The sequence below is a fragment of the Pseudoalteromonas luteoviolacea NCIMB 1942 genome, from assembly GCF_001625595.1.
Taxonomy (GTDB): Bacteria; Pseudomonadota; Gammaproteobacteria; order Enterobacterales; family Alteromonadaceae; genus Pseudoalteromonas; species Pseudoalteromonas luteoviolacea_A.
Window position 1 is genome coordinate 39,645 of sequence record NZ_AUXT01000154.1, and the last position, 25,455, is coordinate 65,099.

Annotated in this window: 19 protein-coding genes; 13 read left to right on the forward strand and 6 right to left on the reverse strand. The window is 41.8% G+C overall.

Features of this window, described 5'->3' with window-relative positions:
* The 4 genes from N482_RS10765 to rluB are packed head-to-tail and all read left to right on the forward strand — an operon-like array spanning position 1 to position 2,922.
* Complete coding sequence (locus N482_RS10765; protein WP_063377041.1) at positions 1–621, forward strand: L-threonylcarbamoyladenylate synthase; 621 nt, start codon at positions 1–3, stop codon at positions 619–621.
* A 2-nt stretch (positions 622–623) separates the two neighbouring features.
* Positions 624–1,421, forward strand: a complete 798-nt coding sequence (locus tag N482_RS10770; protein ID WP_063377042.1) for a segregation and condensation protein A — start codon at positions 624–626, stop codon at positions 1,419–1,421.
* 56 nt (positions 1,422–1,477) lie between these two features.
* Positions 1,478–2,065 (forward strand): SMC-Scp complex subunit ScpB, encoded by a 588-nt coding sequence (scpB, locus tag N482_RS10775; RefSeq protein ID WP_063377043.1) that lies wholly within the window; start codon positions 1,478–1,480, stop codon positions 2,063–2,065.
* Positions 2,062–2,922, forward strand: coding sequence for a 23S rRNA pseudouridine(2605) synthase RluB (gene rluB / locus N482_RS10780; protein ID WP_063377044.1), 861 nt, complete (start codon positions 2,062–2,064; stop codon positions 2,920–2,922). Before scpB ends, rluB begins: the two co-directional genes overlap by 4 nt.
* A gap of 62 nt (positions 2,923–2,984) precedes the next feature.
* Here the strand turns inward: rluB and N482_RS10785 are convergent, their stop codons facing one another.
* Positions 2,985–3,728 carry a YciK family oxidoreductase gene (locus N482_RS10785; protein ID WP_063377045.1) on the reverse strand — a complete coding sequence of 248 codons (744 nt, stop codon included), beginning with the start codon at positions 3,726–3,728 and terminating at the stop codon, positions 2,985–2,987.
* A 250-nt stretch (positions 3,729–3,978) separates the two neighbouring features.
* On the opposite strand from N482_RS10785, the gene N482_RS10790 reads away from it, so the two are divergent.
* The 3 genes from N482_RS10790 to N482_RS10805 all read left to right on the forward strand — a co-directional run bounded on the left by N482_RS10790 (position 3,979) and on the right by N482_RS10805 (position 8,830).
* On the forward strand, positions 3,979–6,432 hold the full coding sequence (locus tag N482_RS10790; protein ID WP_063377046.1) for a VolA/Pla-1 family phospholipase: 2,454 nt from the start codon (positions 3,979–3,981) through the stop codon (positions 6,430–6,432).
* A 90-nt stretch (positions 6,433–6,522) separates the two neighbouring features.
* Positions 6,523–7,527, forward strand: a complete 1,005-nt coding sequence (gene sohB / locus N482_RS10795; RefSeq protein ID WP_063377047.1) for a protease SohB — start codon at positions 6,523–6,525, stop codon at positions 7,525–7,527.
* Between the two features lie 658 nt (positions 7,528–8,185).
* On the forward strand, positions 8,186–8,830 hold the full coding sequence (locus N482_RS10805) for a class I SAM-dependent methyltransferase (RefSeq protein WP_063377049.1): 645 nt from the start codon (positions 8,186–8,188) through the stop codon (positions 8,828–8,830).
* A gap of 24 nt (positions 8,831–8,854) precedes the next feature.
* Here N482_RS10805 and N482_RS10810 read toward each other — a convergent pair whose 3' ends face one another.
* Positions 8,855–10,228, reverse strand: a complete 1,374-nt coding sequence (locus tag N482_RS10810; RefSeq protein ID WP_063377062.1) for an alkaline phosphatase PhoX — start codon at positions 10,226–10,228, stop codon at positions 8,855–8,857.
* A gap of 167 nt (positions 10,229–10,395) precedes the next feature.
* On the opposite strand from N482_RS10810, the gene N482_RS10815 reads away from it, so the two are divergent.
* From N482_RS10815 to N482_RS10830, 4 genes are all read left to right on the forward strand, one after another.
* Complete coding sequence (locus N482_RS10815; protein WP_063377050.1) at positions 10,396–10,881, forward strand: Fur family transcriptional regulator; 486 nt, start codon at positions 10,396–10,398, stop codon at positions 10,879–10,881.
* A 68-nt stretch (positions 10,882–10,949) separates the two neighbouring features.
* A complete protein-coding gene (locus tag N482_RS10820; protein ID WP_063377051.1) occupies positions 10,950–12,281 on the forward strand; it encodes a dihydroorotase in 1,332 nt (443 codons plus the stop codon).
* Between the two features lie 301 nt (positions 12,282–12,582).
* A complete protein-coding gene (gene wrbA / locus N482_RS10825) occupies positions 12,583–13,026 on the forward strand; it encodes an NAD(P)H:quinone oxidoreductase (protein ID WP_331245817.1) in 444 nt (147 codons plus the stop codon).
* 905 nt (positions 13,027–13,931) lie between these two features.
* Positions 13,932–17,030, forward strand: coding sequence for a hypothetical protein (locus N482_RS10830; RefSeq protein WP_063377052.1), 3,099 nt, complete (start codon positions 13,932–13,934; stop codon positions 17,028–17,030).
* Between the two features lie 40 nt (positions 17,031–17,070).
* On the opposite strand, the gene N482_RS10835 is transcribed toward N482_RS10830, so the two are convergent.
* The 3 genes from N482_RS10835 to codB all read right to left on the reverse strand — a co-directional run bounded on the left by N482_RS10835 (position 17,071) and on the right by codB (position 22,141).
* Positions 17,071–17,952, reverse strand: coding sequence for a bile acid:sodium symporter family protein (locus tag N482_RS10835; protein ID WP_063377053.1), 882 nt, complete (start codon positions 17,950–17,952; stop codon positions 17,071–17,073).
* A 231-nt stretch (positions 17,953–18,183) separates the two neighbouring features.
* A complete protein-coding gene (locus tag N482_RS10840; protein WP_063377054.1) occupies positions 18,184–20,802 on the reverse strand; it encodes a TonB-dependent receptor in 2,619 nt (872 codons plus the stop codon).
* Between the two features lie 130 nt (positions 20,803–20,932).
* Positions 20,933–22,141: a cytosine permease gene (codB, locus tag N482_RS10845; RefSeq protein ID WP_063377055.1), complete on the reverse strand. Its 1,209-nt coding sequence runs from the start codon at positions 22,139–22,141 to the stop codon at positions 20,933–20,935.
* A gap of 149 nt (positions 22,142–22,290) precedes the next feature.
* Here codB and N482_RS10850 point away from each other — a divergent pair, with 149 nt between their 5' ends.
* Positions 22,291–23,523: a DEAD/DEAH box helicase gene (locus N482_RS10850; RefSeq protein ID WP_063377056.1), complete on the forward strand. Its 1,233-nt coding sequence runs from the start codon at positions 22,291–22,293 to the stop codon at positions 23,521–23,523.
* A gap of 122 nt (positions 23,524–23,645) precedes the next feature.
* Here N482_RS10850 and N482_RS10855 read toward each other — a convergent pair whose 3' ends face one another.
* On the reverse strand, positions 23,646–24,119 hold the full coding sequence (locus N482_RS10855) for a hypothetical protein (RefSeq protein WP_063377057.1): 474 nt from the start codon (positions 24,117–24,119) through the stop codon (positions 23,646–23,648).
* 241 nt (positions 24,120–24,360) lie between these two features.
* On the opposite strand from N482_RS10855, the gene N482_RS10860 reads away from it, so the two are divergent.
* Positions 24,361–24,900 carry a DUF6817 domain-containing protein gene (locus N482_RS10860; protein WP_063377058.1) on the forward strand — a complete coding sequence of 180 codons (540 nt, stop codon included), beginning with the start codon at positions 24,361–24,363 and terminating at the stop codon, positions 24,898–24,900.
* Positions 24,901–25,455 lie beyond the last annotated feature (555 nt).

Here is a 25,455-nt window from a genome sequence, read left to right on the forward strand (position 1 = left end):
ATGAGTCAATTTTTGCATATTCACCCAGATAACCCACAAGCACGTCTGGTCCGACAAACCGTCGAAATAATTCAAAAGGGTGGGGTGGTGATTTATCCTACTGACTCTGGCTACGCAATTGGCTGCAGCCTCGGCAATAAACAAGCCAAAGAAAGAATTGAGCGTATTAGAGGTATCGAAAAGCATCATAATTTCACTTTGATGTGCAGAGATCTATCTGAGTTATCTACCTATGCAAGAGTAGATAATCAAATGTTTAGAATGATCAAGAACAACACCCCAGGTCCATATACCTTTATTCTCAAGGGCACTAAAGAGGTGCCTCGTCGCCTGCTTAACGATAAGAAGAAAACCATCGGGATCCGAGTTACACAGCACCCAATTACCAGTGCAATCTTAGAAGAGTTAAATGAACCGCTGATGTCCTGCTCTTTGATTTTACCGGGTCAACAATTTACAGAGTCAGACCCGGATGACATCCATATGCAACTTGAAAAGCATGTAGACCTTATTGTACATGGTGGCTACCTTGTTGAGCAGGCCACTACGGTTATTGATATGTCGGACGACAGTATTGAGATTTTACGTCACGGCTGTGGTGATGTGTCGCCATTTGAGTAAGCATGACTGAACAACAACAGCAAACACCACTGGCTTTTTTAAAAGGTGAGGCCGTTTTAGAAAAGCCAGAAGATCTTTATATCCCACCCGATGCCCTACAGGTTATTCTTGAGAGCTTTGAAGGTCCTCTTGACCTGCTGTTGTATCTTATCAAAAGGCACAAGCTCGACATATTGGAGTTACCAATACTCAGTATTACGCAGCAATATGTTCGCTATGTTGAAATGATGCAAGAGATGCAGTTAGAACTTGCTGGTGAGTATTTAGTCATGGCGGCGTTACTGGCACAAATAAAATCACGCTTGCTATTACCCAAGCATGAAGAATTAGAAGAAGAGGAAGATCCCCGCGCCGAGTTGGTTAGGCGCTTGCAAGAGTATGAGCAGTTTAAACAAGCCGCTGAAAATTTAGATAAAATTCCGCGTGTTGATAGAGATATTTTTATTGCCCGCGCATTAATTGAAGACGCCAATGACAATGCAGACTCTTTGCCAGACGTTGAACTCAGGGAGCTATTGTTAGCGATGAGTGAAGTAATGGCTCGTGCCAAAAAATTTGAACATCATCAAATTAGCGCAGAAGCATTATCGACTCGCGAGCGGATGTCTATGATATTGCAATACTTGAGCGAAAACCCAAACCCTGTGGAGTTTAGTGTTTTGTTTAGCATGGAAGAGGGAAGAAGTGGTGTTGTAGTAACCTTTATTGCCATGCTAGAGCTTCTAAAAGAACAGTTGATCGCTATCGTGCAGGTAAATATCGGCAGTGCAATTTATTTGTCATTAAAACTACAAGAGTGATGCGCTCTCTGTCATAATACCGCGCTTTCTACTAGCCTTATGAAAAATACAGTGACATGACACGCCGAGTAAGTGACGAGCAATTGGTCGAATTGGTTGAAGCGGCCATATTTGTGGCTGACAAACCACTGTCTAAAAAACACATGAAAGAAACTGTGTTGCAAGAGATCAGTGTGTCTGACAGACGTTTGCAGCAGGCAATTGAAACCATTTCGGAACATTATCAAACTCGGGGCATAAAATTAGTTGAAGTGGGTACTGGTTACCGGTTTCAGGCTTGTCCAAGTCTAAGCCCTTGGCTAAACATGTTGTGGCAAGAAAAGGCACCGAAATACTCTCGAGCAACGCTCGAGACATTGGCGTTGATAGCCTATCGGCAGCCCATCACCCGAGGTGAAATTGAACAGGTGAGAGGGGTTACAGTAAGTTCTAACATAATGAAAAGTTTATTAGAACGTCAGTGGATAAAAGTGGTTGGGCACAAAGAAGTACCTGGTAAGCCAGCGCTTTACGCAACGACCAAGTTATTTTTGGACTACTTTTCGCTTACTGGTTTAGATGGTTTACCAAAACTGCCTGAATTACAAAGTGAGAAGCTAGATCAGATGTTAAATGATCCTTCTGTGAGAGAACCATCAGAATGAGTGAAAAGCTACAAAAAGTATTAGCACGTGCGGGCGTTGGCTCGCGTCGTGAAATGGAAAAGTACATTGAGTCTAACCGAGTTAGTGTCGATGGCAAGGTGGCAAAACTGGGCGACCGTGTTGAAGAAAATGCCGTGATCCGCGTTGATGGACACGTTGTTAAGATTGAGCAAAAAGAAGAGCGCATCTGCCGTGTATTGATGTATCACAAACCGGAAGGCGAGCTGTGTACACGCAAAGATCCAGAAGGCAGACGCACAGTGTTTGATAGGTTACCGCGTTTAGAAGGCGACCGCTGGATAGCAATAGGTCGATTAGATATTAATACTTCGGGTTTATTGTTATTTACAAATGATGGTGAGCTGGCTAATCGTTTAATGCACCCTAAATATGAAGTTGAACGAGAGTACTCGGCTCGCGTGTTTGGTGAAGTCTCGAATCAAACTCTTAAAACCCTAACACAAGGTGTTGAACTAGAAGACGGCCCTGCCAAATTCTTGTCAATCAAGCCACGCGGTGGAGAGGGGATCAATAAGTGGTTCAACGTGACATTAACAGAAGGGCGTAACCGTGAAGTTCGTCGTTTATGGCAGTCACAAGACGTTGAAGTATCGAGACTGATCCGTGTTCGTTATGGGAAATTGGAGTTGAACAAGCGCCTTCCTCAAGGCGGTTGGGAAGAGCTGAAACTAGAAGATGTAAACTATCTTCGTAAATCAGTAAGTCTGCGCCCTGAAACACAAACAAAGCTGTCTGTGATGCCAGAAAAGCGTAAAGATAAACGTGCTAAAGTGAATCGTATTAGAAAAGCCGTTCATAAACATAACCAGAGACTCAAGCAAAATAAACGTCGCTAGATTTTGCTAGCACAATAAAAAGGGCGCTATGGCGCCCTTTTTTTGATCTCAATAACCGGTGACTACTTAGGTTGTGCGTCTATTGACTGGCCATTTACATCTGCAGAGTCATCAGACATCAAGTATAAGTAAGTTGGCATTAAATCCTGCGCAGTTTTTAGTGTGTCAGCATCTTCTCCAGGAAATGCGGTTGCGCGCATACTCGTGCGCGTTGCACCTGGGTTGATACAATTAACACGGATGTTAGTTTTACCCACTTCGGCTGCCCATGTTTGCATCATTCCCTCTGTCGCAAACTTTGAAATAGCGTACGCGCCCCAAAATTCACGGCCCTGTCTGCCAACACCAGAAGAGGTGAATATGATGGACGCTTTAGTCGCTTTGCGCATAACTGGAAACAAAAAGCGCGTGATCATGGCCTGGCCCGTTACATTTACTTTCATGACGTTTTCAAAAGTCGATACACAGAAATGCTCGAGTGGTCCCATTGTGCCTAAAATAGACGCGTTATTTAACAAACCATCCAACTTTCCGAATTGCTGTTCTATGGTAGCCGCTAGATCGCGATAATGCTGTTTAGTTGCACCTTTGAGGTCCAATGGGACGATGGCCGGTTGTGGATAGCCAGCAGCCACAATTTCGTCGTAAACAGCTTCTAATTTACTGGTAGTTTTACCTAGAAGAATAACTGTTGCGCCATGTTTCGCATAATTTATTGCGGCAACACGGCCAATACCGTCACCCGCCCCAGTGACTAAAATCACCTTATTTTCTAGCGCGTTGCTAGCTGCATCATATGTGTGCATATTGGACCTCTAACAAATACATTTGCTATATTTTACCATAGTCATGACGCAAGTTATCGAATTTATTGCAAATAGGAGTGGCGAAAGGCTACACTTTGCGTTAAGTTAAACTGGTCTAATGTCTTATTAAAAGCAAAATTACATAGTTTTAACGAATTATTCTCGGCGGCTTATGGGTGCTTACATCTTAAGGCAGAGGTAAGACTTGACCGAGAAACAATAATAATAAAATTATGTCGGAGCCAATATAATGAAGAAACTGATACTACCACTTGCTGTTTCAGCCGCATTAGCGGGCTGTGGTGGCGGTGAAACGCTAGAAGATGTAAAACAAGATACTAAACCTGTAACGCCAGTTGCATCGGTTAAGTTTGATCCTTCCAACGGCGTTATTTCCTTACCAAATGACATCCTTTTTAGTGGCACACAAGATGGCACATTAAATATCCCGGGAGAACTCGACTCAGAGTCGATGCCTTTGGTTTCAAAAGCCGGCTATGCGGATCCATCTCTAGCGATTGGTGGTCTTGACGGTTGGTCAACACAAATGCCATACCAGATTGCGTTAGACACACCAGCGAATGTTGCGATAGACGCGGCTTCTGTAGCGGCTCCTGGCTCTGTGCGTATATTTGAAGTGGTCATGGGCGCAGACCCAGAAACTGAAGCGTGTGCAGGCTTCTCTGCAGCATTTGCATGTAAGGTAGTGAGCGAACTTACTTTTGGTCCTACAGGCGATTTCGTTTCTCAGTTAAGCGCAGATGGTAAAAGCATCAACGTTATTCCTGTTAAACCATTCAAAACCAATACGACATATATCACGGTTTTAACAACCGGTATTAAAGATAATGTAGATGGTGGTCGCAGCTTATCTCCTTCTTCAACGTATACTTTGTTACGTCAAGAAGCGCCGCTAGTAACGGATGCTCAAAAATCACTTCAAGCATTGATTCGCAGTTACGAACAAGCTCTGGTAGCAAGTGAGTCTATCATTGCATCAGATATCGTATATACAGCTGCAATGACGACGCAATCTACAGGTATCGTTGTTGGTTCAATTAAAAAGATTTTAGCATCAACCATTGGTACTGAAAGACAACCTATGGTAACTGTGCCTGAGCAAGGCGTGACGTCTGTTGCTGACATTTTTACAGCGCTTCAAATTCCAGTTTCGGATCAAGTGCTCGCTTTGGCCCAAGGTGTGAGATACCTAAAAGGTAGTGTTCAGTTACCTATGTATTTGTCACCACCAAAAAGTGCAGATCCGTCTGCTTTAGCTGACACATATTGGGAAGCGCAGTGTGATAACGGTGTTGCTTTGGCCGCAGTTAAAGCTGCTGCTGGAGAGCTTCCACCGGTAACCGACCCTGAGTCAAATGACGCACTATGTAGCGTGTTATCAAACGGTCAGTTACGTGATTTGGGGCTTGATAAGCAAAAGTTCTTAACCAAGTTCAATCCAATTCCAAAGCAGTATGGCGTTGCTAATGCTCCGGTTCAGATCACTATGCCAATGATTGAGACAAACCGTCCTGAAACAGGATGGCCGGTTGTCATCATGCAACATGGTATAACTAGTAAAAAAGAAGATATGCTTGGTCTAACGCTCGCATTGACTCAAGCTGGTTTTGCGACAGTGGCAATTGACCACCCCATGCATGGTGAACGTGGTATTGACGCAAATGGTGATGGTGAAGACGATTTCAATGCAACCACTAAGAGTGTGTTACATTATATGAACTTGCAGTCGCTACTTGTTGCGCGAGACAACCTTCGTCAGTCTACAGCTGACTTGCTTGCACTTCGTTTAGGTTTACATGCTATTAATGCAGCCTCGCAGGTGCCTTTACTTTTCAATACTAACGACGTTAGTTTGGTAGGCCATTCATTAGGTTCTATTGTAGCACCGAGCTTTATTGCACATGCAAATTTACCATTTGAAGAAGATGTGTTAAAACCAGCTGAACCGCTATTTAAAGTAGGTGCTTCGGCACTATCTAGTGGTGGAGCTGGAATAGCAAACTTTTTGATAGAGTCTGCGTCTTTTGGCCCTGTTGTTAAGTCGGCAGTCCTTGTTGGTGCTTCTGATTTGGCCATTTCTAAGAAGTTTACAGCGTACCTAGGTGAAGGTGCTATCACTGATTGTGGTGCATTTGCGCAAGATCCGAGTCGTTTTACAAACTGTGCTTACAGCACATTCACCGCGACGCTGCTGGCTGAAGAAGATACCGCTGCATTGGCAACGATTGCTGCGACAGTCGATCAATTCGCCTATGCATCTCAAACCGTGTTAGATAGTGCAGATCCGCTTAACTATGCACCTTTAGTTAGGGCGGTAAATACGCCTATGTACATGAGTGTGATTGTTGGTGGTGAAGGCGAAAACAAAGCCGACCAAGTTATTCCGCCAAATACAGCGGCGCGTAACCCGCTGGGTGGTAGCACACCTCTGGCTGCATTTATGGGCTTAGAGACTGTAACTGAATCAAAACTGTCTACAGATGGTACGCCAGGGCGTTACGTCGTGAACTTCTCGCAAGGCCACCATAGCTCACTTCTGACAACGTCATTTGATGAGAATACAGGTGGCACAGCTCAGGGCCACGCACAAGCAAGTCTTGAGATGCAAACTCAAGTTGCAACTTACCTAGCTTCAAAAGGTTTATCTTTACCAATTACTGATACAACGGTTATTGCAAAGTAAGTATATTTAAGACAAGATTGAAAAGCCGCTAGTGAGCGGCTTTTTTTTTGTAATATAGTTTGATTTAAAGCATGACATCAGGAGATTACATTGGCATTTTTGTTTGAATATGGTTTGTTCCTAGCGAAGGCTGTAACGGTTGTTGTTGCAATTGGTGCTATTGTCGTTTTAATAGTGGGGGCGAGCCAAAAGCCAAAGAGTAAATCAGGAGAGATCGAAATCAAAGATCTTTCTGAAGAATTAGCGCAAGCAAAAGAATTATTTTTACACCAAACTTTGGATAAAAAAGAATTAAAAGCGCACCTAAAAGAAAATAAGAAAGCCTCAGAGGAAAAGCCTCAAGGCCAAACGTTTGTGATTGACTTTTCTGGCAGTCTTGATGCGCATGAAGTGTCGAGTTTGCGTGAGGAAATCACTGCAATCCTGACCATTGCTAATAAAGAAAAAGATCAAGTTTTGGTAAATTTGGAAAGTGGTGGTGGGGTTGTACATGGCTATGGTTTGGCTGCGTCACAACTGATTAGAATTAAACAAGCGGGTTTGCCATTAACCGTTTCTGTAGACAAGGTTGCAGCAAGTGGCGGCTACATGATGGCGTGTGTAGCTGACAAGATAATTGCGGCACCTTTTGCTATTGTCGGCTCTATAGGCGTTCTTGCACAGATACCAAACTTTAATAAAATTCTGAAAAAAAATGATGTAGATTTCGAACAAATTACAGCGGGTGAATACAAACGTACTCTGACTATGTTTGGTGAAAACACAGAACAAGGTAGACATAAATTCAAAAGTGAAGTTGAACATACACATACGTTATTCAAACAGTTTGTCTCACAACATAGGCCAAGCTTGGATATAGATAAAGTTGCGACTGGCGAACATTGGTTTGCAACGCATGCTAAGGAGTTTGATCTTGTTGACGAGATTAAAACCAGTGATGACATGCTACTGGAGTTAAATAGCACTCAGCAGCTTTACAAGGTGAAATATAAAGCGAAGAAAGCTTTAGCAGAGCGCTTGGGCGTTGGGTTAAGTGTAGTTGTCGAAAAGCTTGGTATAAAAGTTCTGTCGCGTATGCAAAACAGTAAATTTTAACTCCTTAGTTTAAGCTCACAATGAGACTAGATTTAAAACCCAGTAGTCGTCGCTACTGGGTTTTTTTATGGCATTTTCGCTACATTTAGTCACCTACAAATAGTCATAAGTCTATCTTTTTCATATCTATAAACCCGACCTTTTCCTCAACTGTCATTTGTGTCAGTTGTTGGTACCTGCCGAGATTGGTTTAATGACGGCCATTGCACATTAGTCAATACCAAAAATTTTAATTGACGAGTATAAAGTGTTGAGCTGACGGTCATTATCCAAGTTGTGGGTGAGCTTTGTTTCGAAAACATACAACCACCAGATTTAAGTTGTATGATGTATGCATCGATGCCTAGTTTGCGAACTGGATGTACAGTATTTAAATACTTGCCATACCTAACTTGGATATTTAAAGCTGACTTGAATAATGACTGAAGCAAAAATAAATACCATTGACAGCTTTCTCAGGAGAAACAATGAACAAGCCAAAAGTAATCAACTCAGTCGCCAGCAGAAACATGGAGCGTAAAAAGAGCACGATATTTTGTGGATGTATATTTTGTCTTGTAGATAAGAAAGCGCACGTAGGTCCTCGCAATCGATGAACGATATCAATAGCAAGCGTGCGTTGAGCGCTGGATATCCGTTTTATGAGGAGCTATAAGGTTTGCTCGGTTCTCATTTAGAGTTTGGGTATGGCGTTAACCCATTAATTTCGGGTCATTTAGTCAGTGCATCTTTCGAGTTGATGTTAAGCCAACAACAGGCAAAGCAAACTCAAGCTTTTTTAACTTTAGAAAGCGGGATGGAGGTCCTTAATCTCCAATATGAGTCAGGCATTCATTTTCAGTTATCGTCAAGACAATACTATGAAGCTGTCGGGCCTTCGTATTTTGAACATGCAAAACAGATGGCAGAGGAAGCCGATCTTGATGTTAAATTTATCCAAGGTGACAGGCGTTATTTAAGATGTAGGGATAAATATGACAGAGTCTTCCTTACTCTTAGCTGTTTTGAAATGCACAACAACGCGGTAAATCTTATGATAATTAAAGAGATCGCAACTTCGATTAAGGTAGGAGGGCGTTTATTACTTGTGGTATCTGACCACAGTTCAGCTAATATCCAGTGTACTTGCACTGCGCAAGTGCTCGAACTTAAAGAAGTTTGGCACAGTAATAAAGAGCTAAGTAAACTGTTTGAAGCGTGTGGATTAGTGCCAAAAAAATGGTACATAGGTATAGAGCACCCAACGCTGGTGGCTGGTTTTGAGCAAGTTTTTGCTATTGCAGAAAAAGCCAATGTTTTTTAACCATTGGCTAATTTGAGTATAAAACTAATCCCAATAGCTATCCCAGTTTCCGCGAATAGCGAGCGTTTTGGTTGGTGAATATATATTTACAAATAAAGTTGAGCCATCAGGTGAGAAGCATGCGCCTGCAAGCTCTGTTTGAGCGTTGAGTTTAGCAAATGGGTAAACAGCCCCTTCTGGTGATACACCGCGTAAATGGTTTTTTGTGATAGCAGTATATTGATCTTCACACACTAGCAAATGTCCCTGAGGCGTGACAGTTAAATTATCACCAAAATTGTAAAGTGACTTATCGCTGCTTTCTAAAAATAGTTGCAGTTGACCTGGATGTTGAATCTCGTCTGTTGTTCCCTCGTAAGCCGATGGTTGATATCGCATAATTTGGCCAAGCTCTTTTCCCCCACCGTTAGTACAGCAGAAATAAAACTCATTATTACCAAAGTGAATACCTTCGCCTCTGGCAAATAATGCTGCACCTTTTTCATGGCCCTTGATACGAAGATCATCGTTTGGACTTTGTGGGTCGTCTAAAGTAGTCCAGCTTGCTTCGTACCATTGAGATACAGGCATTGTCTGGTTATGCCAATTTCGGGTATCAAATTTATTCGCATGCTTTAACAAAAGGGCTTGCAGGGTACCACCCGCTGCTAAATTGCCCTTATGCTTTGGTATAAAGCGATAAAACAGACTGTCATTTCTGTCTTCAGTCAGGTAAACAATGCCTGTTCTCGGGTCTACCGCAGCTGCTTCGTGGTTAAATCGACCCATATCTACTAGAGGCACAGGGTCGCATAAACCCGTTTTATCTGTTGGGACTTCAAAAATGTAACCATGACTTTTTGATATTTCTTCATCAGGAGTACGTACCGTTTCCTCGCAGGTTAGCCATGTGCCCCAAGGGGTTGTACCACCAGCGCAATTTCTTATTGTACCGATAAGACTGTAATATTGCTGTTCTATTTTTTGTTTTTTCAGGTCATAAATAATGGTGGTTGTACCCCCAGGTAATGCAACCCCTTGCTTATTCGTATCAAACGCTTTTTCGCTCTGATGTTGTGCGATAACTGGTGCGGCTGACTTAAGGTGCTTGGGACTTAACTCATGGTTTCTAACTAACGCAACACGATGTTTATCTAGCCTGATACAACCCATACCATCAGCATTGTCTGGAACAACGAGCCCGTCGTCCATTGGGTCGTTTAAAGAAGAAATCACCTCATAACTAAAGCCGGCAGGTAAATTTAATAAACCTTTTGGATCCGAGGTAAGCGGTCCGTAGCCGGCGCTTGTTGGTGTTTGAATTGACTGCCTTTTTTGAGAGCAGCCAAGTAGGCTGCTATTTAACCCTAAAAATGCGAGTACCACCGAGCCCTTTGTGAATTGTCTTCTTGAGACCATATGAGATACCCCTAAAATTGCTGGTGTAGATGTGCGACGAATTGTTTGCTCACCAGTTATTGATTTAATCATCCGCGCTAAATTTGACGGGAAAGTTATTGCGATAGATAGGTAATGTATGAGATGTTATAATGTAACAAAGTTAATTGCGACATCATCGGGGCAATATGTGTCAAAAAAGTATTAGCACGGATTATTTAATCACGGTTTTTAATCATGCGGGGATTAAAGCCACAGATAAAAGAGTGGCGATCTTCAAAGGACTCATGATGGCGGAGCAAGCTTTATCACCTTATGAATTGGCACAATATTGTAAAGAACATTTAGAGCTGACGTTACCGGCGGTGTCCATTTACCGAGTGTTAGATTTATTAGTTGCAGCAGACTTAGTCCATAAATTAAATACAGTCAACAAGTATATCTGTTGTTCTCATATTGATTGTCATAAACCGCATCCACACAACCAGTTTTTGATTTGTTCTGTGTGTCAAAGAGTCGATGAGGTGCACATGTCTAGCCAGCTGATGACGCAATTATCTCAGCAGATCCAAGAGTGTGGCTATCAGCTCAATTCACCACAATTTGAGTTCCAGGGGATCTGTAACAATTGCCAAACGCAAGCAGGCGAATCTTTTAATGGGTTAAGTGCGTAGCTCTAAAAGCCAAGCATATACCCGTTCACAAATTTGTTTTATTAACACTTTCTAAAGGTGAAGTATCTATGGCGAATATTCTTTTAAAAAATACCCAACTGATTAATGAAGGTAAAGTTGAGCAGTGCGATGTGCGTATTGTTGGGAAAAGGATTGACAAAATAGCGCCAGAAATTATGGCCACTGGTATCGATCAGGTAATTGATTTGGAGGGTGACTTTTTATTGCCAGGCATGATCGATGATCAAGTGCATTTCAGAGAGCCTGGCCTTGATTGGAAAGGCACAATTGGTAGTGAGTCTCGCGCAGCTATCGCAGGCGGTATTACAAGTTACATGGAAATGCCAAACGTCAGTCCTGCAACGACTGACCAAGTAGCTGTAATGCATAAACATCAAATCGCGGCATGTAATTCCGCGGCAAACTATTCGTTCTACTTGGGTGCGACACCGGACAACTTAGATGAAATCAAAGCTTGTGATCCGAGCTTAGTTTGTGGCGTTAAAGTGTTTATGGGCGCATCTACAGGAGATTTACTGGTAGAACACCCGAGTGCGTTGGAAGCTATTTTCAGGGAATGTCCGGTATTGATCGCGACGCATTGTGAAAACGGAGATGTGATCGCCGGTAATTTAGCAGAGCTGGGCAACAGGGAGCTAGCGATACAAGATCATCCAGTGATCAGAGATGCCAATGCATGTTACCAATCATCTTCATATGCGGTAGATCTTGCTAAGAAGTATGGTACACAGCTACATGTCTTACACATAACGACTGCTAAAGAAATGGATCTTTTTGAGCCGGGTCCAATTGATGGTAAGCAAATCACCGCCGAAGCGTGCGTACACCATTTGTGGTTTAACCAAATGGATTACGAACGTTTAGGCAATTTAATCAAGTGTAACCCTGCGATTAAAGCAGAATCAGATAGACTTGCATTAATTGAAGCATTGACTAGCGGTAGACTAGATATTATTGCCACTGATCATGCGCCACACACTTGGGAAGAGAAGCAGCAGACATTTGCCAAAGCACCAGCCGGTTTGCCTTTGGTACAGCATGCTCTGCTTACTTTGTTTGACCAAGTTCAGCAAGGTAATATGACTTTGCCTCAAGTGGTAGAGAAGACAGCTCATAATCCAGCAAAGCGTTACAAAGTCAAAGAACGTGGATTTGTAAGAGAAGGGTATTTTGCTGATTTGGCTGTGGTTAGTGCTAAAGCTGGTGAGCTCGTGAGGCATGACAATACGCTTTACCATTGTCAGTGGTCTCCATTCGTTGGTCACCAATTCTCACATCAAATACGCTATACGTTTGTAAATGGTGAGTGTGTTTACCGCGATGGAAAAGTGATGGACGTGGCAGATAATGCAATGCCACTGGTATTTGACAGATCTTAACTGGTTGTATGGTGGTATTATCAGCGCTGCTACCCACTGAGAACTTTACTAGTCAATTTCTTATAGCATTTTATATTACCTTTATTTTAAAACTCAAAGGAATCAGATGCTGACTCTATTCTCTTTATTCGAATTATAGGTGCGCTTTTTTTGCGAAGCAGCAGACGATTGTCATTAATCTTGTATTACCAACATCAAGTATGTGGAAGCGTTCATTTATCAAACGGTAATTCAACATATGGTTAAGTGGTTTAAAAATATGTTTGCTAGTCGGGAAACGGGCCCAGCTAGAGAAAGAAAAATGACGAATACACTAGTACTTTACTATTCAAGTTATGGCCATGTCGAAGCAATGGCGAGTGAGGTTGCTGAAGGTGCAAAGTTTGTAAATGGTGTTGAGGTGACGGTAAAACGTATTGTGGAGCTGATGCCTGAAAACGTTGCTAAAAATGCAGGTTTGAAACTCGACCAAAGAGCCCCAATAGCGACTCCTCATGAACTGGAAGATTATGATGCCATCATATTCGGGACGCCAACTAGGTTTGGCAATATGGCTGCGCAAATGCGTAACTTTTTGGATCAAACTGGTGGGTTATGGGCTGGAGGTAAGCTCATTGGTAAAGTCGGTAGTGTATTACTTCAACATGTACCGTGGGCAACGAAACAACCATTCAGTCCTTTCATACGACATTGTTTCATCATGGTATGGTTGTGGTTGGGCTGCCATATGCGGCACCTGAAGTAACTGATATATCTGAGGTGAAAGGTGACTCTCCCCTCGCGCTGTATGTATTGCAGGTTCAGATGGAATTTGTGAGCCATCAGAAAAAGAAATCGCATTTTAAGGCAAGCATGTAGCGACAACTGCATCACAGTTAGCGTTAATATTAGTCAAATAAAGGCGTGCTATGCATGCCTTTGTCTACATCTTTAATAAATACTCCATTTTTATCATACACCAGTATCCTAGATATAAATAATTGCTATTTTTTATTAATATAATGATTTCTTTGTTACTGTAAAGTGAGTAAATTTAATTTTAGTCAGGTTTTTTAATCGGTAATAATCAATTTTTTATTTTTTTTGGTGCGGGGGTGAATTGCAAGCTTTTACAAATGTTATTCTATGTTTAATTATTGTATTTTTTAATAGATGAAGCCTGAGAGATTTAATATTTAGTTTAAAAATAATTTAAATTATTTTCAATGGCGATATTAAGCCTAAGTTCGGTGTTTGCTTATGTTGCTCAAACTAGCGATGAGGGTGGTAAAGGATTCTATACTGGTACTTCTTTTTGATAAATAAAATAATACCACCGAATGATTGATTGGTTTTTCTTATCAAAAAAACATTTTTCGATTAAATTTTAACTCTCATGGAGTTAGGTAGTATTTTTCTAAAGGCGGATTTAGGTTCGGTAAAAAAAGAGCGTTATAAGAAGTATTCACGTTTTAAAATTTATTTTTTATTAAATTTGCCCCAGAATTGAGCTTTAAACCTTTTTAGCAATTTTCTCTTTTAGATTACCCCGTTTGATTTTTATTAAAGAAGTTCAGAACTCATTATTTCACTTCAACAATTTTATTGTTGCTCAAGGCTCAATATATGGTTATTTTAACTTGTGGCTTTAATTACGAGTAAGGATTGCACATGCCCATGTTAGACACGCTTCCGCATATGATTTTACCTCATTTAGACTTTGCTGGCGTACTGGAGGGCCTAAACAAAGAGCTTAGCGAGCTTGAGCGGAAAGTTCAAGAAGTGGCAGAGTACAAGGTATGGGATGAACTAACTAAAACACTTTTAGCCTTAAAACGATGCAAAGATATGCTTCAACAGCCAGAGTGGTTGGAAGACTTAATTGACCTGTTTGAAGTGGTTGATAAACTCTTTTCGTGCTTAAAAGTACTTGATGAAGAGAAATATAGAGCTCTGTTACAGACGAGCGCGTATCAAAATTGGTCTAAATTAAGGCGCTCTTGGGTCGATATCACCCAATCGATAGGGGAGCAATCTCTGGTCATCAATGAATCAATTACTCATGCGACAGACTTCGGTTTTAAGCGACCTCTGCAACAACTAAGTGTTGCAGATCTCAGTTTTGGTTTGCTGATCAATTCAGATGCCCGTTTTAAATGGGAGGTGTTGCACCAATCTCAAACTCATAACTTGTTTGAATCTATCTTATGTCGTAATGCGGTTATCGTTTCACATTATTTAAAAGCCTCAATCTGTTTGAAGGCATCAGTGCAAGCGCGCTCAAGCGTTATACAAGTTGCGGCCAATACAAAAAGTGATGTCTCGCTCGAGATGACAGCTTTCTACCAAACGCCAGCTCAAAATAAAACCTGTACTGTGATGCACGCCATGAGTGCAAGCCCTATTATTCCTTGGAGCCTTAGAAGTATCTCTGAGGCCATCCAATGTCCAAACTCTCTTGGAGAAATGCAGGGGTATCGTGCATTTAATTTAGGTCGCAAAGCATCCTTCTCACTACAAGGAGAGTTGGCAGTTGGCAGGTCGATCAGTACATTTTCTAAAAGTGCAAGGCAGCCGGTTGATATTGACGTAAGTGCAAGGTTAAAACTAACAAAGCATGTTGCTGTGACTGGTGAGATTGAGCTCCAAGTTTTTAAAAGCCTTACCAATCAATTGTCAATTCGAGTGAAAAAAGTAGTACAGGACTTCGATGAAAATCGAGCTGATTTGGCATTGGGCGGGCGAATAACCGGTTTAGATGCACTAGCAAGTCATCAACTAGACAAGTTACTTGGTTATGGCAATAAACTTGTAAAATCTCTAGATGAATATAGTAATGTTAGTCAATATTTATTCGATAATTTAAGTGCCAGAACGAAAAACAGCGAACGGGCTAGACACTTGAACACATTGCTTTTGAGTGACGGTCAAGAAAAACAATCACTTAGTGAATCAGTTGGTGATGCTATCAACTTGGCATTTGAAAAGTTGAACTTTAGCCTATCTATAGCAGTAGACGATTTTACACGTGAATTGATAGAACAGTTGATGCACATTTTTGGAGCAGATCTACAAGAGATATACGACGACCCGGCTCAAGTGGAAGTATTTCACGGTGTTCAAAACTTAATAAAGGAAGAGATTGAAAGGTTAAAGAGCGAGTTTTCACACGCAGCTTTTCAGTTGTATCAGGACGTTCAAGCAGGCTCACAAGCAACACTCAAACCTATAAAAAAAATCAGCAAAAATGCCAAGACGCTCATTGAAGATGCGAGTGTGACAGCGGTTGAGTTGTATGAGAAATTAGCCAAAGAATATACTGAGACTAAAAATAGTATTAAGACTGCGTTATCTCGCGCAGCGGATATACAGCTTCACTTGCACTATCAGTCGACAAGTAGTCACGTGAATACGGTTGATCGGAGTTTCACCATTGTAATCAAAGAGCCAAGTTCAGCTTCAGTTGCGAGGCTATATCGCAGTTTGGTAGTTGGAAATGACGACGCGGTATCAACGTTACTTAATGTTTTGAGTAAAACTGATGTGATAGAGTACCAAGCTGGATCATTGTCGCTCACGAACTTAACAAAAAACGAAGTTTCTCTTGGCATAAATGTTTTGGGTTATGACATTGATAATGTATCTGACACTGTCAGCGATCTTCAATTACATATCGATCCTATGGGTAAAATTATGCTTGTTCATACACATAATTTAAGTAAGCAAGCGCGTGGTTTTGACGAAGCACGTCATGCGTGTTTCAATTTAAGCTATGGATTTGCACAAGCTGCACTCGAACAACAGTTTCAAGGAGCGCTGGCATTTAGTTACTCAACTCTTGATCATAATTTGCATAGTTCAGCAGAGTTGCAATCAGTTTTACAAGCGTTAACGCTATCGAACTTTAATGAACAATTAGCACAAAGCGGGTTCGGTTTTTCACCTATTGTGAGTAGCGTTGAAGTGAATGAAGCCCTCAGTATGTTCCAGAAGTATACCCAGCCTTCAGGCGAGAACGCTATTCAATACCAGTCAAATGATAGCCATAGTGATGTTGTGATCACTATGCGCGCAGGGCAGGATGTATACAATCAATTACTTTCGGTTGATAATACACGACTTTTTGATGTCGCTTTTAAGACGCTGCTTTTCTGTGAAAAGGGGCGCTATAAAAACCGAACTTGGCGTGAATACCGCCAAGGTTTGCTAAATATTATCGCAGTTTATGCTCAGCTATCGCCTCATTTTCATGATACAGCAAATCTGTATCGTTATTTTGAAGCGGGTCGAACAATCAATGCTCATAACGTACGTTCAGATTTAAGCGCCAGCGTCTATTTTCAGGACTACTTTGGCTATTACGATGACAAGGATTGGCGAGCACTATCAAAACGTTTAGTGCAGTTATTTCGCAAAGCTGCTGCGCTACGAGATATCCCTTTGGAGTTGCAAAATATAGCCGACTATATTGCTGAACTACCTGAGCACGTTTCACATGATGTTGGTAAGCACCTGATGAACAGTATCAATAGTAGCAATCAAAATATTGAGCGGTGCTTGGAAGAGTGGGTTAAGGTTGATGGTGTTTTTCAAGCTATGTTGAAAGATTTGTGCACAACGTTTGGGGTAAACATGAGTGGTATTAACACAACGCTATTGTTGTTTATGGTGCTCTTACAGCATGCGCTTCGACAAGATAATCTTTTTGCTGTCACCATTGAGCTCCAAAAAAATGACGGTTCCCATCGAAGCGCGATCCGAGTTTCTTAGCAATCACCTTGCATGAGCATAAAGCGCCTTATAAGGTTTCTTATACTGAAGTATTGGATTCAACTTGTGGTGCCATTCGTCTAACCCATGCAACAAAAATCCCAGCGCTGACGAACATAAATAAACCATAAATACTCGGGGCGATAGACATAACCTCGTCTTTTAGAAGGCCAGTTGTAACCAACAGTGCCAAGGTACCATTTTGCAAGCCGACCTCTAAAGTAACCGTACGGGTTTGAGCGCGATTGTGGAGGTAAAGGGTTGCCACAGCATAACCCAATAACATTGTAATCAAGTTGAGGACAATGACAGCAGGTCCTGCCATGAGAATATAATCGATAAGCTTGTCACCGAGTTGAATACAGATACTGAGAATGACCAATAGGAGCACTAACACCGAAAACCAATTTATATAGGGACCCGCTTTTTTTGCAGATGCAGGCCATCTGGCTCGAATGCCCATACCGATGATTACTGGGATAACACCTACAACGATTAGCTGTAACCAAGCTTTCAAAATAGGGAAATCTATCTTATTGCTATCTTGGCCATAATACTCGATAGCCCAAGCTGTCATAAAAGGGAGTATAAATGGCGTGATAAAACCGACGATAGCCGTTAAAGAAACGGATAACCCAACATCGCCTTTGGCAAGATATGTATAGAGGTTTGACGTGGTTCCCCCTGGGCATAAGGCGAGTATAAATAAGCCTATTGCTAATTCCGCGGTTAGTCCAGTGACTGCAATGACCGCAATGGCCATTAACGGCAGAAGTAACAATTGACATGCAGCGCCAACGAAAAAGCTCTGGGGATGCTTTAAAACTCGATAGAAGTCTTGTGTGGTTAGGCTAAGACCCACGCCGGTCATGATTAAAATAAGTGCTATCGGTAGACCTATTTCTATTAAGTTGGGGGGCATGTTCAATAATCCGTTTAATTTGGTTAACGCTAAGCTTAGCAAGGCACGCGTTGATTATATATTACTCTTTTAGGATTACATTTAGATTTTGCATAACCTGAGGAGGGGGTAGAATCGATGGTCTATTTTTGGTAGTAAGGGTTGGCTTGGGTGCAAAGGTAACATAGTAATGACAAGGTAAAACTAGCCACTTATTGCACTCACAAGTAGCTAGCAGTTCATAGCTGATAATTAAAACTGATAGTCCAGTTTCAAATAACCTCGCCTACCAACAGTGTCATAGGTGAATACATCGGTGTTAGCGTCGTTCCACGAAGTTAAAAATGGTGGCTGCTTATCAAACAGGTTATCTATACCAAATGACAACTTCAATGCATGACTAATAGAATAACTTACTTGAATATCATGGTAAATGACGCTTGGTACGCTACTGCCTATTGGGCCACCTCCGTTCTCATCTTCCGCTTTACCTATGTACTGAATGCTATAGGTACCTTGCCACTGAGAGTACGCCAAAGTAGCAAATAAGTTAGATTTCCATTTGGTATAACTGCCTCTGTCAGATGTTATTTTCCCTAATAGCTGCTCTGTTTCAGCGCCCGAAAAAGCGGTATTTTCATGTTCTAGTAATCTGGTTGTGTCCCAGTTAACTCGGTACTCAAATGAATCAACAGTCGAGCCAAAGTTGACGTTTAGATCTAGGCCAGCTACTTGTTCATTTGACGCATTCATTGGGCGCTTTTCAAGCACTGTAATTTGGTGGGTACTTGGGTCCCTTGTAAAGCTGTTACAGTATGCTTGATAGGCTAAAGGGTCGCTATAACAAAGGCGCAACATATTTGACCCTGATACAGAGTTGATGGCGTCATCAACTTCAATATTGAAATAATCAAGCGTTGCTGATAAATGTGCTGATTGATACACAAGGCCGAGCGTAATTGTATTGGCAGTTTCAGGGCCTATTTCAGGGTTACCACCAACACCGGTGCGGATTGTTGAACCATCTTGAGCGAAACCCTCGGGTATATCAGCTAACAAACAATTGCGTAAAATTTCATCCGTGGCGCCATCACAAGGGTCCATAGTGATGAGGTTTTCGACGTTTGTGCCGCCATACTGTTCAGTAATAGTGGGGGTTCTAAACGCAGTGGAGCGAACTGTACGCAATAAGAGTTGCTCATTTACTTGCCAAATTAAGCCAAGCTTGTAGGTTGTTTTCGCATCGACATGTTGATAATCAGAATAACGTACAGCAATATTCGTTTTAATCAAATCTGCATATGCTACGTTGCTAATAAGGGGAACTGACAGTTCTAAGAATGCCTCTTTGACATTTGAGTGGCCTGAAATTGCATCTTCTTCACCATTTTGCATTGCAATCGTATCAGGATTTCGCCACCCTTTTTCTTCTCGATACACAGCACCTGTCGCAAAAGCCAAAGTTCCAGCAGGCAGTTCAGCAATATCACCACTTAGATTAAAGCTCAGTGACTGGAGTTGATTTCCGCCAGTCCCTTCTCGTTGGTAAGTCACATAGTTGATTACTTGCTGAGAGAGTTTCCCCACACCAAAATAATCTCCGCATGGGATAGTGGCATCTTTTGACGTACTACATACGTCGGCATTAAGGGTTTGCGCGACTCGCTCGTCATCAAAGTCATAACTCCATCCATCAGTGCCTGTATTTCTTCCATAATTATAAGCCGCTTGCCAAATCCAGCTATTATTTAACTCACCTGATAAACTCAATGCTCCCTGAAAAATATCCGTTTCTTGATAGAACTCTGGGTTAGGTACTTCAACATTCCTGCGGCGTTTGAGTGTGAGGTTTTGATCTGTTGGGTTATAGACAAAATCAGATACTATATCGACAGATTTAAACCCTCTCGGTGTGATGATTTGGTCTGAGCGTCGGTTTGCATAAAGTAGTGAGGTGTTAAGTTGAACACTGTCTGAAAGCGCATAATCGATAAAGGTTGCTAAGTTTAGACGCTTCATCGGGTTGTATGAGTTTAGAGACTCAAACCAATTGTAGCCATGCAACGTATTGTTGTAGTCTTCAAACTGGTTGCCGTCACTATCAGGGTTTTGATTGAATTGTATTTCTCGACCGTCCGACAGTCTTGCGCGACCACCAATCGTAGTGCCGGAGTAAATGCAATTTAGTTTACCGTCTGACTCACTGAGAGGGCATGGATTTCGCGTCGATTGCAGTGCATTACCATTGTTGACATAATTAATGTTGACGGTCACATGCCCGCGCTCAAACTCACTGCCTAATGTGGCGTTCAGCTCCGCATTTTCGGCATCTTTTTTACTGCTTTGTCCAACTTTAGCGCTGAGATGAGTGCCACTAAAGTGTGACTTGGTGATGATATTTACCACGCCTGCAACGGCATCTGCACCGTAGGTGGCTGACGCACCATCCTTAAGAATATCGATGCGCTTAACCAAACCCATTGGGATCATATTGAGGTCTGGGCTGTCATTAGCGCCCGTACCACCTGCGACCAATCGCTTGCCATTGAGTAAAACGAGCGTTCTTTTGATACCCATACCACGCAAGTTGACTTGTGCGGTAGCATAACCATTGCTGGTCCAATATGCATTAGTGGCATTGCCTGCGGGACCGGCGGATGCACTTAAACTTTGCAGTACTTCTTCTAAATTTGAGACACCGGACAGTGCTAAATCATCAGCGGTGAGCGTGGTAATTGGGCTGGCTGACTCAAAAGCAATGTTTTTAATCTTAGAGCCGGTCACCTCAAAATGCTCTATTTGTTCGGCCACCGCAACTTGAGAAAGGCCCAGTGTGAAAAATACAAGAGAAATTTTTGAATACGAAAACATAAAGACAACTCACTGAAAAAACTGCGGCGAGTATAAAGAACTTATGAGAGCTTGAGGTGTGACATATTGTCGCACTCCAAAAGTTTTTTATTTTATATAGTTAGCAGTCTTTCAGTGGTTTAAATCTATATTATCGGGCAACTTTTTGCAGTAAATAAAAACTAGTTAAACTGACCAATACAGCATTAAGTGGGACAATACCAGGCATCCAATGCCCTGCGGCAATTCCCATCACAACGCTTATAATTGCCAGCCAGTTAATGGACTTAAATTCGCTATGCTCAAAGTCTTTATAGGCTGCTTTGTGAGTGAAGTAATGTGCGATGAGTACGCCCCCAACAGGGGGAATAGCGGCAGAAAGAAACACTAACCAATCTACAAAGTGGTTGTATAGCCACAGAGCGCATAAAGTGCCAATTGCGCCGTTGACGATACTTAAGTATTTACTGGGTAGTCCTGTGATATTGGCAACCCCTAAGCTTGATGCATAAAGTGCATTGTCATTGGTAGTCCAAATATTTAAGCCAAGTACGATAATTGCGGGCAATATGAGTCCTTGGAGCATAAGCACCTCTGAAATGTCCGCTTTGCCCGTAGCGGCTGCGCCCGCACCACCGAATATAAACATTAAGCTATTACCGACAAAAAACGCGGCAATCGTGATGTAAATAGCCACTTTCGCATTTTTACTAAAACGCATAAAGTCTGCTGTGAGTGTGCCTGCGGAGATAAAGGAGCCAACAACTAAAGTAATTGCTTGGGTTTGGCTCAACGGGCTGTCAATCGACTGAAAGGTGAGTTGCTGTAAGCCGCCCGCACTTTCTAGGGCCAACCAAACAGAAAATCCGCCCAACAGTGTAATTGCCGGCACTGCAATGGCTGACAGGATCATGAGCGCCGAAATACCAATGTACGCTGTGGCTGTCATCAAAATACCCGCGATTAAAATGAGGATATTGAGATCAACCCCTGTAACTTTTTGCACGGGTAAAGCAAACATTGCGACGCCGACACCAAACCAGCCTACTTGTGTGCCCGCGAGTAACAAAGAAGGTAACCAAGAGCCTTTGACACCAAAAGAGTAGCGCGCCAATAAGTGAGTGGATAGCCCTGTAGATGCGCCAATATATCCAAGTGTTGCAGTATATATGGCCAAAATACAATTGCCTATGGCTATACTAATAAGGAACTGGGTTGAATCTAGACCGACACCTAATTTACCACCCGTCCACATACTGGCCGAAAAATAAGTTAAACCAAGCATCAACATCAGCATTGAAAGAGAAGCGCGTCTTGCTGTGGCCGGCACAGCTGCTAAATCATATTCGCGATCAGCCATAAAATCTCCATAGAGCTATTATGCCCTTAAGTTTAGAGGGATAATGCAGACAAAATATGGAGAAGTAATATTGTACAAAGGATAAAGTGCACATGAGGAAAGCGTATTTGCTATACTCCGCGCATCTTTAGCAGTATCCATAGGCACATATGTCTTTTCAATCCTTAAATCTCGTTGATGAATTGAATCAAGCTCTCACCCATCTTGAGTTTGTTGAGCCCACAGAAATACAAACTTTAAGTATTCCTCTCATATTGCAGGGGAATGATTTACTGGCCACAGCTCAAACGGGAACAGGCAAAACAGCGGCCTTTATGCTGCCTATCTTAAATAGACTGATAAGTGAAAACCATGCCCATCAAGCTGTGCGTGCTCTAGTGCTTGCGCCAACTCGAGAACTTGCGCAACAAGTTGCTAAAGATGCGCGGCGTTTAGCAAAGTTTAGCGAGATAAAAGTAGCGTGTATTTATGGTGGGGCAAATATAGGCCCGCAGGAAAAAATTATAAAAGAGGGCGCTGACATTGTTGTGGCGACCCCAGGGCGGCTTTTAGATCATATGATCAAAGGCACCTTGTCTTTAAATGCGGTTGAGCAACTCGTATTCGATGAAGCTGACCGCATGTTAGACATGGGGTTCATGGGCGAAATAAAACGAATCATGCGCAAAGTGCCCGAAAATCGTCAAACGTTACTGTTTTCGGCTACCATGGACGATGTTGTCCTCTCACAAGTGAATACTTGGCTTAACAATCCTGAACGCGTTGGCGTTGAGCAACAAAACAGCACTGCTGATAAAGTAGAGCAGATATTTTACGCGGTTGATGAAGAGCGTAAAAGAGAGTTAATCGCTCACTTGATTGGCAAGAATAATTGGCAGCAAGTACTGGTATTTACCCGCACTAAAAAAAGTGCGGATGATTATGCAAAAGAGCTTAACAAAGATGGCTTGGCAACGTTGGCTATTCACGGTGACAAATCACAAGGCGCAAGAGATCGTGCACTTGAGCAATTTAAGAGTGGTAAAACACGGGTCTTGGTCGCAACCGACGTAGCAGCACGTGGTATTGATATTAAAGCGTTAAACTACGTTATTAATGCAGAGCTGCCTTATGTGGCCGAAGATTACATACACCGCATTGGTCGAACTGGCAGAGCTGGGAATGCTGGGCGTTCAATATCATTAGTCAGTATTGACGAGCAGTGGTTGCTAGAGGAAATCGAAGTACTCTTAGATACGCGTCTAACACCACAATGGCTAGAGGGGTATGAGCCAGATTTAACACGTGAACCTAAAGATAATCGCAAAAACTCATCAAAATCTCGCAAACAACGCGATGAAAAACGTATTCTTGGCCAGCGTACAAGAAGAAGGAAGAGGTAAGTAAAGAGCTGAAAAGCGGGTGAGGGTCTATTTGCCTATTAGCACCAACACACCTGACGGTTGGTGCGAATTAGAATAGAGGATGGGAAAGTATCGTATTGCATGCCCCCATTCTGTTTATTTTAATCTGCAGGTTTGAATAAAGGGACTGGCTTTGCGTGTGGTTTATTAGCCGTTTGGGCAATTTCTTCATAGTTCTGTTTGATGTCAACAATTAATGCGTAGGCGCCTTTGGTCGTGACTCTTGTACCGATCACAAAAGTGCCTATGATATTTACATGCTCATTTGAAATTGTAAAACAAATTGGGTTGGCAATCGGTGCTCGTTGAGACTGGGAGATAAATACCGACGAGTAGCAATAATTGCCGGCCTCAAGAAAAACCCCTTTTACTTTTTTATTCATATAAATCGTTCTAACGGACTTATCTGCCATATTCTCAATTTGAAATCGTTCACCTTTTTCAAACAGCGTTCTTGTTTTGGGCTTATTTTGTTGGTTTAGCTCTACTGAATGAACGGTAAATAGAGTATTTGCTTCTTTAGCCATACACGTTGCGCTGAATAACGCTGAGCATATAATGATCCACTTTTTCATTATAAATTCTCCTTAGAGCTGTAGCGCATTACGTGTAAACGCACCGGTGTTTATTGTTGTGACTCACCGCAGAATTGTAACCTAAAAGTAAACAAAAAAGAGATAATTGAATGCCAAATATAGGGTTATTGAGGAAACTTGGACTCGCTGCAGTGACATCAAGATAAAGTTAGCGTGCCCTGTTATCAATTTAGAACTTTCAGGTACAATCGAGAGAAAATAATAATAGGTGTAATGAGTTATGGACAAATTTAAAGTGTTACAGGAGCTGGGAGCGGGGGATTTTCAGCACCTCGACGGTTCTTTGCAATCTCATTTACAGGGTACGGAACGTATTTTGAAAGAGTGGGGAAGTAGTGAGTTGTTGCAGGTCGCAGGCTTGTTTCATGCAGCATATGGCACCGATGGTTTTGATGAAAGCATGGTATCTTTGGCCCAGCGCAACCGAATTGCCCAATTAATTGGCAAAGAGGAAGAAGCTCTGGTTTATCTATATTGTGCATGTGACAGAGGCTTTGTATTTCCTCAATTTGGAAGTGACAAGCCTATTCAGTTTAGAAACCGGTTTACAGACCAAGAGTTTCTTTTAAGTGAAACGAATACTTTACTCTTATGTGAGTTAACGGCGGCCAATGAGTTGGAATTAGTGTGTCGATACGCAGGGTTTAAAGCTCGCCATGGTGTTGGCCTTTTAGACCTATTCAAGCGAATGGGCCCTTATTTGAGTGACAATGCACATACTGCATATACTTCAATATTAGCGGGTATTGATGAGGTATAAATACCTCTTTTAAAGGGGTTGAGTTAGTAGCGTTGTACATTTGCGTATTATTACGAGAGAAGTATACACCGCTAAAACGTATTCTGCTTAATTGAGTAACCTAAATAATCATATAATTAATCATAAAGTAAGTTATTTTAAAATTACCCATTGAATTCAATATTAATTTTTAATTAAATATTAAGTGCAAAGTTACATGATGATTTTAAATGTTACATAGCGTTAACTCTTAATTCATTATTTGTGGGGTAAATTAATTCGCATGGACTGCTCACGCAATTAATGGACTTGAAAATGATTAAAATAAACAGCAAATTTTTACTTAGTACTCTACTAACATTGTGCTCATCATCTAGTTTCGCGACTGAGTGAATTGCAGATATACAATTTGCAGATGGCAACTTTAGAAATTGCGTACAAATGCAAGCAGATGCCAACGGCTGGACATATACTGATCAAGTGACAGAGTTAAAATGTACACAGTCGATGATAAAACGGGTTGATGAGCTAAAATACTTTTCGTCCCTTAAAAGGCCAGGGCGGGATCACACTTTG